The following is a 13,161-nucleotide window of genomic DNA, read 5'->3' as shown; positions in this document are numbered from 1 at the left end:
CCGGCGCCGGCCAGCGCCCGCCCCCCGGCGGCGCGCCGCACGGCGACGAGCAGCAGCACGCCGAGCAGCACCATCCCGGCCGAGTTGGCCAGGGCGACCGCCAGCACCCGGTCCGCCACCGGCAGGAGGGCCGCCAGCGGCACCACCGATACCGGTACGGCCAGCCAGCCGGCGGTGATCGCGACGGTGGCGGGGCGGGTGTCCCCCCGGGCATAGAGGGCGCGGGAGAGCACCGCGAAGAGGCCGTAACCGACCAGGCCGGGGGCGAAGCCGGCGATCCCCGCCGCCGTGGAGCCCGGGTCGGCCGGGTAGAAGAAGGCGGCGACCGGCCCGGCAGTGCCGACGAGAGCCGCCGCGCCGAGGCAACTGAACAGCAGCACCCCACGCACGGTCGAGGCGAGCGTGCGCTGAAAGTCCTCGGCCCGGCCCGCGGCGGCCGCGGTAACGAGCGTCGGATAGGCCGCCACCGCCAGTGGCACCGCCAGCACCGCCCACGGCAGCAGGTACATGGTCTGCGCCAGGTTGAACACCTGCGGGGAGCCGGTCGGGCCGCCGGAGACCCGGTTGAGGAGCACCAACAGTGCGAGCTGCTGCGCGGTGACGGTGACCGCCCCCGCCGTCGCGAGCCCGCCCACCCGCGCGCGGGCGTCGGGCGGGAACCCAAACCCGGGGCGCAGCCGCAGGCCCAACCGGCGCAGCGGGATGAGCAGCGACAGTGAGAGCACCACCACGCCCAGCGTGGTGCCGGCGGACAGGATCAACTCGCCGCCGAGGCCCACCTGCGCCACGCTGGCGCCGCGTCCCTCTGCACCACCGAAGGCGAGGTAGACGACGATCACGGTCAGGCTGGACAGCAGCGGGGCGATCACCGGCCAGGCGAAGCGGCGGTGCGCCTGGAGCACCCCGGTCAGCACGATACCGATGCCGTAGAGCGGCAACTGCGGGGCGAAGACCCGCAGCATCCGCGCGCCGGCGGCCAGCTCCGCCTCCGAGCGCCCCTCGCTGATCAGCGACACGACCGGGCCGGCGACCAGCGCGACCAGGATGGCCAGCGGCACCAGCAGGGTGACCGTCCAGGTCAGCAGGGCTCCGGTGGTGGCGGCCACCGCGCGCCGGTCGCCGGTCGAGACCGGCCCGGCCAGCAGCGGTACGACCAGGCTCGCCAGCGCGCCACCGGCGACGATCTCGAAGATGATGTTCGGGACGGTGTTGGCGATCACGTACATGCCGCCGAGGTCGCTCTTCTCCACGACCCAGGTGAAGACGGCGGTACGGCCGAAGCCGGCGAGCCGGCTGACGACGGTGAGGACGGCGATGAGCGCGGCCGCTCCGGCGACTCGGCCGGCGCCGGCGAGGGGTGCCGGGGTCGTCACGTCAGTCGGCGCGACGGCCCAGCGCGTCGAGCTCGCGCAGCCCGGGGGTGCGCTGGATGACCTGGGTGAAGCTGACCTTCTCGCTGGCCGCGGTGAGGCCGGCGAGCACGGCGAGCAGGCCGGCCCGCCCCACCGGCCCGGTACGGGCGGCGAGCGACACCCCGAGCAGCGCGCCCAGCGCGTTCGCGCCGCTGTCGCCGAGCATCACGTCCTCGCCGAGGTCGGCGGGGAGCAGCCCGGCGGCGGCCCCGACGGCACCGGCGGCGATCCCGCCGTGCGGGCCGCCGGTGAGCGGGGCGCCGAGCAGCAGGCCGGACTTCAGTGCCCGGCCGGGTCGCAGGTCGAGCAGGTTGAGCAGGTTGGCGGTGCCGGCGATGACGCCGGCGCCGAGCAGCACGTCGACGCCCCGGCCCAGCGCACCCTGCCGCTGCCGGCGCCGGTGCCCGGCGACCCGGGAGTCGGCGGCGAGCAGCGCGGCGGCGCCGAGACCGGCCGCGCCCACCCCGACGACCTTGACCAGCCCGGCGGTGACGCGTCCCTCGCGCAGGGCGGCCAGGTGCCCGGCGAAGCCCTTGGCCGCCTTCTGCTCCGGCCGCGCCCCGACGACGTCGTCGTAGAGGCCGACCGCCCCGGCGCCCACCCCGGCGACCAGTGCGGCGGCACCGGCCGGGACGCTGGAGGCACCGAACGCGCCCGCCCCGGCGGCACCTGCCGCGAGCGCGGGGCCGGCGGCCAGGGTCACCGTGCGGCCCCGGAAGTTGGTCCGGTCGAGCGCGGGCCCGGCCGGTGAGGTGCGCACCTCACGCAGCGCGTACCGGGCGACGGCGGCGCCCGCCCCGGCGATCAGCAGTCGACCGAGCAGGCTCACGCCGCCCCCTCCCGCCGCACGTCGCAGAACCTGGATCCGGACACCGGGGTACGCCGTCGCATCACTGGGGCAGTCTAGGCACAAGGGTGGCGTTGTCGGCGACGCCGTACTGCCCGGCCTTCTTCTCGGTGACGGCCTGCACCAGGGCGAGGGTGGTGACGAACTGCCCCTGGACGGTGTTGGCGTTGTCGACGGTCGAGATGCTCTGCACCAGCACGGGGTCGCTGCGGACGGCGGCCACCACGTTGCCGCCGGCCGAGCCGTTGCCGCCGACGACGAGTGTCCCGGCCCGGTCGAACTGCTCGGCGACCTTGAGCACCGACTCGTCCTTCTTCGCCGAGTCCTTGTCCACGTACGGCTGCCCGCTGACCAGGACGACGGCCTCCGCCGCCGCGGTGACCGGGTCCTCGGTGGTCAGGTAGTTGGCGTTGTTGTAGGCGGCGAGCACCGCCCGCCGGTCGGCCTCGCTGACCGGGGTGGCCCCGGGCGCCCGGTCGAGCAGCACGGTGGCCAGCAGCGCGCTGGACGTCTCCACCCCGTTGCCGTTGCCAGGCAGGTCGGTGGTCGGCGCGCCGGTCGGGCGCGCGGCGTCGACCGCCAACTCCAGCAGGCTGTTGTTGTTGTCCGGTTCGATGAACTTGTCCTGCAGGTCGACGCGGCTCACCTTGGCCCCGGCGAGCTGGAGCATCTTGATCACACCCTCGGTGTGGTCGCGCCCGGCGGGCAGGCTGACCACCACCACCCGCCGGCCGGTCAGCGTGCCCGGCAGCATGACCTCCGCCAACTGGGCGGTGAAGTCCTCCTCGAGCTCCAGCTCCCGCTCCATGCTCTGGACCGCCTGGCGCATCTGCTGGTTGTCCTTGCGCAGCCCGTTGACGGTTTCCTTGAGCGAGTCGGCCACCGGGCCGTTCAGTGCGGCGGTGCCGACCACCAGACCGATCGCCAACGCGAGAAAAACCGCGGTCAGTGACACCACGTGGTACCGGAAGTTGATCACACCTGCTGCCTCTTGCTCGGTCGAACGCTAGAAGAGCTGTTCGAGCTGGAACACGAAATTGTTCCACCATTCGGAGACCACGCCCAAATACGCCTTGCCGACGGTGGACACCGCCACGGCGGAGGCCATCGCCGCGATCGCGGAGAGCACCAGCAGCAGCAGCGACGACCCGGAGATGCTCTGCCGGTAGAGCCGGCTCACGCCCTTCGCGTCGACCAGCTTGCCGCCCACCTTGAGCCGGGTCAGGAAGGTCGAGGCCATCCCGCCGCGGCCCTTGTCGAGGAACTCGACGAGGGTGGCGTGCGTGCCGACGGCGACCAGCAGCGTGGCGCCCTTCTCGTCGGCCAGCAGCATGGCCAGGTCCTCGCTGGTCGCCGCCGCCGGGAAGGTGACCGCCGGTACGCCGAGCGCGTTGACCCGGGCCAGCCCGGGCGCCCGGCCGTCCGGGTAGGCGTGCACGATCACCTCGGCGCCGCAGCGCAGCACGTCGTCGGTGACCGAGTCCATGTCGCCGATGATCATGTCCGGCGTGTAGCCGGCCTCCACCAGCGCGTCCGCCCCGCCGTCGACGCCGATCAGCACCGGCTTGAACTCGCGGATGAAGGGACGCAGCACGTCCAGGTCGGCCTTGTAGTCGTAGCCACGGACCACGATCAGGCAGTGCCGCCCCTGGATCTCGGTCTGGATCTCCGGCACCCCGACCCCGTCGAGGAGCAGGTCGCGCTCCTGACGGAGATAGTCCATGGTGTTGGCGGCGAACGCCTCCAACTGGACCGACAGCCCCTCGCGGGCGTCGGCCATCGACTTGGCCACCGTCTCGGCGTCCTGGAGGCTGCCGTGCGCCACCGGTTCGTCGCCGACGAAGACGGTGTTGCCCTCGATCCGGACGGTGTCACCCTCGCGGATCCGCTCGAAGACCGCCTCCCCCAGGTCGTCAAGGAGCGGGATGCCGGCGGCGACCAGCACCTCCGGCCCGAGGTTGGGATAGCGGCCGGAGACCGAGGGCTTCGCGTTGAGCACGGCACCGACACCGACGGCGACGAGCGAGTCGGCGGCGACCCGGTCGAGGTCGACGTGGTCGATGACCGCGATGTCACCGGGGCGGAGCCGGCCGACCAGACGCTTGGTCCGGCGGTCGAGGCGCGCGGTGCCGAGGACTTTGCCCGGTTCCGCGTTCCGGGTCCGGCGCAACGTGGGTAGACGCATCGTGACCATCCTGGCATGTGAGGCAGGCAAATCAGTCGCGACATGCCTGTGCAGGGCCGCCTACCCAGGGAAACACACTAGCGCGCAGGCCGGTGTGCCTGTGCTCACAATCGCCGACCTCACGGGCGCCTTTCCCGGGCCGCCACGGCGAGCAGCTCCTCGGCGTGCGCGATGCCCAGGTCGGAATCCGGCAGACCCGCGAGCATCCGGGCCAGCTCCCGGGCACGCTCGGTGTCCTCCACCACCCGTACGCCACTCGTGGTGACCGCGCCTCCTGTGTCCTTCGCCACCACCAGGTGCCGGTCGGCGAACGCGGCGACCTGCGGCAGGTGGGTGACGACCAGCACCTGGTGGCTGCGGGCCAGCCGGGCCAACCGACGACCGATCTCCACCGCGGCCTGGCCGCCGACCCCGGCGTCGACCTCGTCGAAGACCAGCGTGGGCGGGCCGCCCGACCCGGCGAACACCACCTCGATGGCGAGCATCACCCGGGACAGCTCACCGCCGGAGGCACCGCGCTGCAACGGCAGCGAGGGCGCGCCCGGGTGGGCCAGCAGGCGCAGCTCGACCTCGTCACCGCCGTCCGGGCCGACGCCGACCTCGACGCCGTTGACCACCAGGCTCGGCTCGGCGCGGCCGGCGGCGCGGGGCAGCACCGCCACCTCGATCCGGGCGTGCGGCATGGCCAGCCCGGCCAACTCGACCGTGACGTGCTCGGCGAACCGGGTCGCCGCCTCCTGCCGCGAGGTCGACACCCGGCCGGTCAGGTCGGTCACCTCGCCGGCCAGCCGGGCGGCCTCGCGGTCCAGCTCCTCCAGCAGGTCGTCGGAGGTGTCCAGGTCCGCCAGCCCGGTGCGGGCCCGCTCCGCCCAGGCGATCACCCCGTCGACGTCGTCGGCGTACTTGCGGGTCAACGCGCGCAGCGCCGCCCGCCGCTCGTAGACGGCCTGCAACCGGGCCGGATCGGCGTCCAGCGCGGCGAGGTAGGCCGACAGCTCGGCGGAGACGTCCGTGACGAGGGTCGCCGCCTCCTCCAGCCGCCCCGCCAGCTCGCCCAGCGCCGGATCCGTGCCGGCCTGCGCCTCCAGGGTGCGGCGGGCGGTGCCGAGCAGCGCCGTGGCGTCGGGCGTCTCGTCGGCGGCCTCCACACCCCCGGCCACGCACAGGTGGGCCAGTTGCGCCGCGGTGCGCAGCCCCTCGGCATGCTCCAGCCGCTGCGCCTCCGCCTTCAGCTCGTCGTCCTCCCCGGGCTGCGGGTCGACCCGGGTGATCTCGTCCAGGCCGAGCCGCAGCAGGTCGGCCTGCTGGTTGCGCTCGCGGGCGTTGCGCCGCCGGTCGGCCAGGTCGTCCACCACCGTGCGCCAGCGGGTGTACGCCTCACGCAGCGCGTCGAGCAGCTTCTCGTGCTCCGGGCCGGCGAACCGGTCCAGCGCGGCCCGCTGCTCGGCCGGGCGCAGCAGCCGCAGTTGGTCCGACTGCCCGTGCACGGCCAGCACCCGCTCGCCCACCTCGCCGAGCGTCGACACCGGCATGCTCCGCCCGCCCAGGTGCGCCCGGGACCGCCCCTCCACGGTGACGGTGCGGCTCAGCAGCACCGAACCGTCGTCGTCGGGCTCGCCACCGGCGTCGGTGATCCGCGCGTGCACCGCGGCGGCCACCCGGCCGTCGAGCCGGAGCCGGCCCTCCACCACCGCCCGGCCCGGTTGGGCCCGGACCCGCCCCGCGTCGGCACGCCCCCCGAAGAGCAGGCCGAGGCCGGTGACCACCATGGTCTTGCCCGCACCGGTCTCGCCGGTGATGACGTTCATGCCGCCGGTCAGCGGCAGCGTGGTGTCCTCGATGACGCCCAGTCCGGTGATGCGTAGCTCTTCCAGCACAGCCACCGACAGTAGACGCGGCCCCCGACAGTTGACCAGCCGGCGCGGCCACTCCGGTGCGTCCGTCCGCCGACACCGCCGACGCGGCCGGCGCCCGCGCACGGCCGGCGGTCAGGGCCGGTGGGCGGTCCCGGTCGGCACCGACCCACCCGGCCCGGCGGTCACCGGCGGTTGCCCCGCCAGCCGTGCACCGGCAGGTCGAACTTCGCCACCAGCCGGTCGGTGAACGGACGGTCCCGCAGCCGCACGACGCGCACGGGCAGCGCGCCGCGCCGCACCGTGACCCGGGCACCGGGAGGCAGGTCGTAGACCCGGCGGCCGTCGCAGGACAGCACCGCGAGGGTGGTGAACGGGTCGACGGTGATGGCGAACGTGGACGTGGGCGCGGTGACCAGCGGCCGGCTGAACAGTGCGTGCGCGCTGATCGGCACCAGCAGCAGGGCCTCCACCTCCGGCCAGACGACCGGGCCGCCGCCGGAGAACGCGTACGCCGTGGAGCCGGTGGGGGTCGCGCAGACCACGCCGTCGCAGCCGTACCGGGACAGCGGGCGGCCGTCCACGTCGACGAGCAGCTCCAGCATCTGGGCCCGCTCGCCCTTCTCGACGCTGATCTCGTTCAGCGCCCAGGACTCGATGGTCGGGCCGCCGTCGAACTCGGCGGTCACGTCCAGGGTGAGCCGTTCGTCCACGGTGTAGTTGCGCCCGACCACGTCGCGTACCGCGCTGTCCAGGTCGTCGATCTCCGCCTCGGCGAGGAAGCCGACCTTGCCGAGGTTGATGCCGATCAGCGGCACCTTCGCCGGCCGGGCCAGCTCCGCCGCGCGCAGGAAGGTGCCGTCCCCGCCGAGCGCGAAGACGATCTCCGCACCCTCGGCCGCCTCCAGGCCGGTCACCGGGACCACCCCGGGCAGGTCGAGGTCGTCGGCCTCCTCGGCGACGACCCGCACCTCGAAGCCGGCCGCGATGAGGTCGGCGGCGACCGCACGGGCGTGCTCCGTGCTGCGCCGGCGGCCGGTATGCGTCACCAGCAGGGCGGTGCGGCTCACCGGGGCAGCCGTCCGGTCGTGCCCGCCCGGTCCCCGGGCCCGGGCGGTCCGCCCGCGACCACGGGGCTCGCCAGCTCGCTCACCCGGCCACCTCCTCCGTCGCCGCGTCCGGCAGGTCGCCGGACGGCACCGGGCCACCCGGCCCGGCGGTCACCACCGCGCGCACCCGCTCCGGATCGGCCGGCGGTGCGTCCCGGCGTAACCATACGAAGAACTCGACGTTGCCGCTCGGCCCCGGCAGCGGGCTCGCGGCGACGTCGGCCAGGCCGAGGTCGAGCCGCGCCGCCGCGGCGGCGACGTCGAGCACGGCCTCCGCCCGCAGCAGCGGGTCGCGGACCACCCCGCCGGCGCCGACCCGTTCCTTGCCGACCTCGAACTGTGGCTTCACCATCAGCGCGAGGTCACCGTCGGGCCGGGTGCAGCCGGCCAACGCCGGTAGCACCAGCCGCAGCGAGATGAACGACAGGTCGGCCACCGTGAGGTCGACCGGCCCGTCGATGGCCTCCGGAGTCAGCGTACGGACGTTGGTGCGCTCGAAGACCCGCACCCGGGAGTCGTTGCGCAGCGGCCAGGCGAGCTGCCCGTAGCCGACGTCGACCGCGACGACCTCCGCCGCGTCGGCGCGCAGCAGCACGTCGGTGAAGCCGCCCGTGGAGGCGCCGGCGTCGAGGCACCGCCGGCCGGCCACGGTCAACCCGCCGGGGGCGAAGGCGGCCAGCGCGCCGGCGAGCTTGTGCCCGCCGCGGGAGACGTAGTCCGAGACGGGGTCCTCGCCGGTGACCAGGAGCGGATCGGCCGGGTCGACCATCGCGGCGGGTTTGCGGGCGGGCACCCCGCGTAGCTGGACCCGGCCGGCCTCCACCAGCGCGGCGGCCTGCTCCCGGGACCGGGCCAGGCCGCGCCGGACGAGTTCGGCGTCCAGCCGGTTACGACGTGCCATGCGTGGATCTTCTCCGGTCGGTCAGGCCTGGTCGATGGTGGCGAGGGTTTCCCGCAACGTGTCGTACGCCGCCTCGTACTGCGCGATCTGGTCGGCCGGGGCGAGCGTCGCGGCGTTGGCCATCGCCCGTACGGCGGCGTCCACGGCGGGGTGCCGCACGTCGTCGAGGTCGTCGGCGGGCTCCGGGCCGGCCGGGTACCCGGGACGGACACCCGGGGGCGGCCCGGGACGGGCGCCCGGCGGGGGACCCGGACGGGCGCCCGGAGGCGGGCCGGGGCGGAAGGGGCCGGTCACGACCTGCGCCCCGACCGGGCCGGGCGGCGCGTCACGCCGTCTCCTCCGGCGGCTGCTTGCGCGGCGGTGCCTTCTTCACCGGTCGGGCCGGCTCCGCGTCGCCGCCCTCGGCCGGGGCGACGGCCGACGGTGCCCGCTTCGCCACGGCCTTCTTCGCGACCGCCTTCTTCGCGACGGCCTTCTTCGCCACGGTCGGCCCGGCGGCCGGCTCGGCGGCGACGGCCTTCTTCGCCACGGTCGGCCCGGCGGGCAGCTCGGCGGCACCCGGGGTCGTCGACGGTCCGGCGGCGGTCGCCTGCGCGGGCGCTGGTTCGGTGCTGCCGGCGGGCCCGGGCGACGGGGCACCGAGGCTCCCCTTGGCGTCCCGGAGCTCGCGCTCCAGCTCGTGTACCCGCCGGGTCAGCTCGGCGACCTCGTCGGCGGTGGCGAGCCCCACCGCGCCCAGGGCCCGGTCCACCTCGAACCGCACCAGCTTGGTCAGCGCCTCACGGTTGGCCGCGCTGGTGGAGATCAGTTCCTCGGCGAGCGACTGCAACTGGGCGGCGGTCGCCCCGCCCGATCCGACGAGGCGGCGAGCCGCGTCCTGGGCCTTCTTCCGGGGCGCCTCCGTCAGGCCCATGGCCAGCTCGAGGTAGGCGCGCCACGCGTCCTGCATGCCTGATTCCTTCCGCGGGGCGGGGATGTGCAGTGCCACGCTACCGGGCACCTCGCGAGGCCCCGTGCGGTACGGTGCCGGGGACGGCGTGGCGAGGGGCGAGGGGGCGATCGTGGCCAGCGTGGACGAGTGCCGGCAGGCGTTGCAGGATCTTGCCGCCCGGCTGGAGCGCAACGCGGAGACGGTGCGGGAGCGGGTCGACCTCGACCGCACGCTGGCCTGCCGGATCACCGACCTGGACACCGCGTTCCACGGCCGGCTCGCCGGTGGCCGCCTGGTCGACCTGGCCGACGGCGACGACCCGAAGGCCAAGATCGCCCTGAGCACCAGCAGCGACGACCTGCTCGCACTGGTCCGCGGCGACCTCGACGTCACCCGCGCGGTCACGTCCCGGCGGGTGTCGATCAAGGCGAACCCGCTCGACCTGATGAAGCTGCGCAAGCTGCTCTGACGGCCGCCGCTCAGCCGGCGAGACCCAACCCGGCCAGCGCCTCCTCGGCCTCGACCGAGGAGGGACGCACCCGCGCCGGGCCCGCCGACCACGCCGCCGCGCACAGCGCCGCCAGAGCGCCCAGCGGGCGGCCCGCCCCGGCCAGCTCCAACGTGCCGTCCCGCACCGCCACGGTCCATCCGTCGGCGTCCGCCGCGCCCAAGAGCCGCACCACGGCCGCCGGGTCGAAGAGCCCGGCCAGGTCCATCGAGACGTACGTCGGCCGCCGGGTCGGGGGCGCGGCGAGCAGCTCGGCCGCGTCGCTGACGCCGGTGAGCACGAGCAGGCTGTCCAGACCGGCCCGCCGGGCGCCCTCGATGTCGGTGTCCAGCCGGTCGCCCACCAGCAGCGTCCGGCCCTCGCCCGCGCGACGGGCCGCCGTGGCGAACAGCGCCGGCTCGGGTTTGCCGACGACCACGTCGGGATCCCGGCCGAGCGCGGTCCGCAGCGCGGCCACCAGCGCGCCGTTGCCCGGCAGCGGTCCCCGCCCGCTGGGCAGCGTCCGGTCGGTGTTGGTGGCGATCCAGGTCGCGCCGGCCCGTACGGCCACGGACGCCTCCGCCAGGTCCACCCAGCCGACCTGGGGCCCGTACCCCTGCACCACGGCCACCGGCGCGTCGTCGGCGCGGGCGACCGGGGTCAGCCCCGCCGCGCGGACCTCCGCCCGCAACGCCTCGGCGCCGACGACCAGCACCGGAGCACCGGCGGGAAGCCGGTCGCGGAGCACCTCGGCGGCGGCCGAGGCGGAGGTGAGCACCTCCTCCGGCCGGGCCGGCACGCCCATCCCGGTCAGCAGGTCGGCCACCTCGCTGGAGCGGCGGGAGGCGTTGTTGGTCGCGTACGCCACCGCCCGCCCCTCGGCGTGCAGCCGGCCGACCGCCTCGACCGCGCCGGGGATCGGCCGGTCGATCAGGTAGATCACCCCGTCCAGGTCGAACACGACCAGGGCGTACCCGTCGACCAGCCGTTCCCCGGCAGCCGCCGTCATCGCTGCGCGGAGTCCGACTCGCCGGTGGCCGCGGACCCGCCACTGCCGGTGGCGGCGGTGCCGTCGCCGGCCGGTCCGGTCGCGACGGCGCGCGCCTCGTCGTCGGTCAACTCGTCGTCGGCCAAGTCGTCCGCCTCGGCGCTCCCGGCCCCGGCAGACCGCTCGACGACGGTCTCGGCCTCGTCCGGTCGCGCGTCGACGTCACCACCGGCCGGCTCCGCGTCCCCGCCGAGGTCGGCGTCGGGCCGGGCCGGCACCGCACCCGGGGCGCCGGGGCCGGCAGCGATCGCCTCGTCGGACTCCTCGTCCTCGTCGTCGCCCTCGATCACCACACCATCGAGCTCCAGCAGCCGCTCGGCGGCGTCGGTCTCGCCCTCGGTGTCCACGTCGGCCGCCCGCGAGAACCACTCGCGGGCCTCCTCGCGCCGGCCGACCGCGAGCAGCGCGTCGGCGTACGCGTAACGCAGCCGGGCCGTCCACGGCTCGGTGGCCTCGCTGGTCAGCTCGGGCACCTGGAGCATGGCCACCGCGGCGTCCTTCTGCCCCAGGTCGCCACGCGCCCCCGCCGCCACGATCAGCAGCTCGGTCGCCACGGCCTGGTCCAGCTTCTCCCGGTCCGCGCCCCGGAACAGGTCGATCGCCCGCTCGGGCCGGCCCAGCGCCCGCTCGCAGTCCGCGAGCACCGCCAGGTGGCTCTGCAACCCGGTCATCCGGTGGTACGTGCGCAACTCCGCGATCGCGGTCTGCCACTCCCCCGCGTGGTACGCGGCCAGGCCGACTGCCTCGCGGACGGCGGCGATCCGGGACGCCAGCCGGCGTGCGGCCAGTGCGTGCGCGAGCGCCTCCGCCGGGTCCTCGTCGATCAGCTGGCCCGTAGCCACCAGGTGCCGGGCGACCGTCTCGGCGACCGGCTTCGCCAGCGACAACAGCTCGGCCCGGACGTCCTTGTCGAGGTCGGTCGCGACGATCTCGTCGGGCAGCGCGGGGGGCGCGACGCCCTCCCCTTCCGCCTCGGGACGCTCCCGCCGCTCGTCGCGACGCTCCCCGCCCCGGTAGCCGCCACCGTCCCGACGGTCCCCCTGGCGCTCACCGCCGCGGTAGCCGCCCTCGCGCTCGCCGCCACGGTAGCCACCCGGACGGTCACCACCCTCGCGGCGGAAACCGCCCTCGCGACGATCCCCGCCGCGGAAACCACCCTCGCGGTCACCACCGCGGAAGCCACCCTGACGGTCCCCGCCGCGGAACCCGCCCGGACGGTCACCACCCTCGCGGCGAAAACCGCCTTCACGACGGTCGCCGCCACGGAAACCACCCTCGCGGTCACCACCACGGAACCCACCCGGACGGTCACCACCCTCACGGCGGAAACCACCCTCGCGACGATCCCCACCGCGGAAACCACCCTCGCGGTCACCACCACGGAACCCACCCGGACGGTCACCACCCTCACGACGGTCACCACCACGGAAGCCGCCCTCGCGGTCACCACCACGGAACCCACCCTCGCGGTCACCACCACGGAAACCGCCCGGACGGTCACCACCGTCACGGCGGAAACCACCCTCGCGACGATCCCCGCCACGGAAACCACCCTCGCGGTCACCACCACGGAAGCCACCCGGACGGTCACCGCCTTCACGACGGTCACCGCCGCGGAAGCCACCCTCGCGGTCGCCACCACGGAACCCGCCTGGACGGTCACCACCCTCGCGACGGAAACCACCCTCGCGACGATCCCCGCCACGGAAACCACCCTGACGGTCACCGCCCTCACGGCGGTCACCGCCGCGGAAGCCGCCCGGACGGTCACCACCCTCACGACGGTCACCACCACGGAACCCGCCCTCGCGGTCACCACCGCGGAAGCCGCCCTGACGGTCGCCACCGCGGAACCCGCCCGGACGGTCACCACCCTCACGACGGTCACCACCACGGAAGCCGCCGGAGCGCTCGTCACCGTCCCGGCGGAAGCCGCCCTCACGGCGGTCACCGCTGCGGAAACCGCCCTGACGCTCACCACCATCCCGGCGGGAGTCGCCGTCGCGAGAACCGGACCGGAAGCCGCCCTCACGGCGGTCGCCGCCACGGAAGCCACCTTCGCGGCGGTCGCCGCCGGCGTAGCCACCGCGCTGACCGCCACGGTCGTCGCGGTACGGGGGCCGGTCGTCGCGACGCGGCGCTCCCTCGCGCCCAGCCGGACGGTCTTCATAGCGACGGGGACGATCTCCGCCCTGCGATCCTGAACTCACCGGTACATCCTTCCTCATTGCGCCATCAATGACGCTACGCAGTCGAGGGCCGACCCGGATGGGGCGGCCCTCGACTGGAAGATTGTCCGGCGGCGTCCTACTCTCCCACACCCTCCCGAGTGCAGTACCATCGGCGCTGGAAGGCTTAGCTTCCGGGTTCGGAATGTAACCGGGCGTT

13 protein-coding genes and 1 rRNA gene are annotated in these 13,161 nt (G+C 75.0%); 2 read left to right on the top strand and 12 right to left on the bottom strand.

The genetic code is table 11. The features are described 5' to 3' along the window. From ABZ809_RS34040 to ABZ809_RS34000, 9 genes are all read right to left on the bottom strand, one after another. Positions 1-1,373, bottom strand: a 1,373-nt coding sequence (locus ABZ809_RS34040) for a lipid II flippase MurJ (RefSeq protein ID WP_357566767.1), incomplete at its 3' end; no start/stop codon positions are given. A gap of 1 nt (position 1,374) precedes the next feature. After that, positions 1,375-2,241, bottom strand: a complete 867-nt coding sequence (locus ABZ809_RS34035) for a hypothetical protein (protein WP_357566766.1) — start codon at positions 2,239-2,241, stop codon at positions 1,375-1,377. A 61-nt stretch (positions 2,242-2,302) separates the two neighbouring features. Next, positions 2,303-3,238 carry a copper transporter gene (locus ABZ809_RS34030; RefSeq protein WP_357566765.1) on the bottom strand — a complete coding sequence of 312 codons (936 nt, stop codon included), beginning with the start codon at positions 3,236-3,238 and terminating at the stop codon, positions 2,303-2,305. A gap of 27 nt (positions 3,239-3,265) precedes the next feature. Next, the gene (steA, locus tag ABZ809_RS34025) at positions 3,266-4,444 is read right to left on the bottom strand and encodes a putative cytokinetic ring protein SteA (protein ID WP_357566764.1); all 1,179 of its coding nucleotides are present in this window, start codon (positions 4,442-4,444) and stop codon (positions 3,266-3,268) included. Between the two features lie 119 nt (positions 4,445-4,563). After that, a complete protein-coding gene (gene recN / locus ABZ809_RS34020) occupies positions 4,564-6,321 on the bottom strand; it encodes a DNA repair protein RecN (protein ID WP_357566763.1) in 1,758 nt (585 codons plus the stop codon). Between the two features lie 161 nt (positions 6,322-6,482). Continuing rightward, entirely contained in the window at positions 6,483-7,367 is an 885-nt protein-coding gene (locus tag ABZ809_RS34015; RefSeq protein WP_357566762.1) for an NAD kinase, read from the bottom strand. Positions 7,368-7,446: 79 nt separating this feature from the next. After that, entirely contained in the window at positions 7,447-8,307 is an 861-nt protein-coding gene (locus ABZ809_RS34010) for a TlyA family RNA methyltransferase (protein ID WP_357566761.1), read from the bottom strand. Positions 8,308-8,328: 21 nt separating this feature from the next. Next, a complete protein-coding gene (locus tag ABZ809_RS34005) occupies positions 8,329-8,601 on the bottom strand; it encodes a hypothetical protein (RefSeq protein WP_357566760.1) in 273 nt (90 codons plus the stop codon). Between the two features lie 31 nt (positions 8,602-8,632). Beyond that, positions 8,633-9,256: a hypothetical protein gene (locus tag ABZ809_RS34000; protein WP_357566759.1), complete on the bottom strand. Its 624-nt coding sequence runs from the start codon at positions 9,254-9,256 to the stop codon at positions 8,633-8,635. 112 nt (positions 9,257-9,368) lie between these two features. Here ABZ809_RS34000 and ABZ809_RS33995 point away from each other — a divergent pair, with 112 nt between their 5' ends. Beyond that, positions 9,369-9,707 carry an SCP2 sterol-binding domain-containing protein gene (locus ABZ809_RS33995; RefSeq protein ID WP_357566758.1) on the top strand — a complete coding sequence of 113 codons (339 nt, stop codon included), beginning with the start codon at positions 9,369-9,371 and terminating at the stop codon, positions 9,705-9,707. Between the two features lie 10 nt (positions 9,708-9,717). On the opposite strand, the gene ABZ809_RS33990 is transcribed toward ABZ809_RS33995, so the two are convergent. Together ABZ809_RS33990 and ABZ809_RS33985 are read right to left on the bottom strand one after the other, a co-directional pair. After that, positions 9,718-10,734, bottom strand: a complete 1,017-nt coding sequence (locus ABZ809_RS33990) for an HAD-IIA family hydrolase (RefSeq protein WP_357566757.1) — start codon at positions 10,732-10,734, stop codon at positions 9,718-9,720. Next, positions 10,731-11,654, bottom strand: a complete 924-nt coding sequence (locus ABZ809_RS33985; protein WP_357566768.1) for a Replicase polyprotein 1ab — start codon at positions 11,652-11,654, stop codon at positions 10,731-10,733. The genes ABZ809_RS33990 and ABZ809_RS33985 overlap by 4 nt, the downstream gene beginning before the upstream one ends. Between ABZ809_RS33985 and ABZ809_RS33980 the strand changes: the two genes are divergently transcribed. Continuing rightward, entirely contained in the window at positions 11,619-12,977 is a 1,359-nt protein-coding gene (locus ABZ809_RS33980) for a hypothetical protein (RefSeq protein ID WP_357566756.1), read from the top strand. The genes ABZ809_RS33985 and ABZ809_RS33980 overlap by 36 nt on opposite strands. Before the next feature lie 90 nt (positions 12,978-13,067). Here ABZ809_RS33980 and rrf read toward each other — a convergent pair. Continuing rightward, positions 13,068-13,161: ribosomal RNA gene (gene rrf / locus ABZ809_RS33975) — 5S ribosomal RNA — on the bottom strand; the annotation flags it as partial.

Source organism: Micromonospora sp. NPDC047074 (assembly GCF_040643815.1).
In the GTDB taxonomy this organism is placed as follows: domain Bacteria; phylum Actinomycetota; class Actinomycetes; order Mycobacteriales; family Micromonosporaceae; genus Micromonospora.
The sequence above is the reverse complement of the archived record's forward strand: the minus strand, read 5'-3'. Positions and strand labels throughout refer to the sequence as shown.

What these genes read in the sequence shown, in the direction of transcription:
- steA (WP_357566764.1), bottom strand. Translation starts at nt 4,444, where the DNA reads ATGCGTCTACCCACGTTGCGCCGGACCCGGAACGCGGAACCGGGCAAA.
- ABZ809_RS34010 (WP_357566761.1), bottom strand. Translation starts at nt 8,307, where the DNA reads ATGGCACGTCGTAACCGGCTGGACGCCGAACTCGTCCGGCGCGGCCTG.
- ABZ809_RS34000 (WP_357566759.1), bottom strand. Translation starts at nt 9,256, where the DNA reads ATGCAGGACGCGTGGCGCGCCTACCTCGAGCTGGCCATGGGCCTGACG.
- ABZ809_RS33990 (WP_357566757.1), bottom strand. Translation starts at nt 10,734, where the DNA reads ATGACGGCGGCTGCCGGGGAACGGCTGGTCGACGGGTACGCCCTGGTC.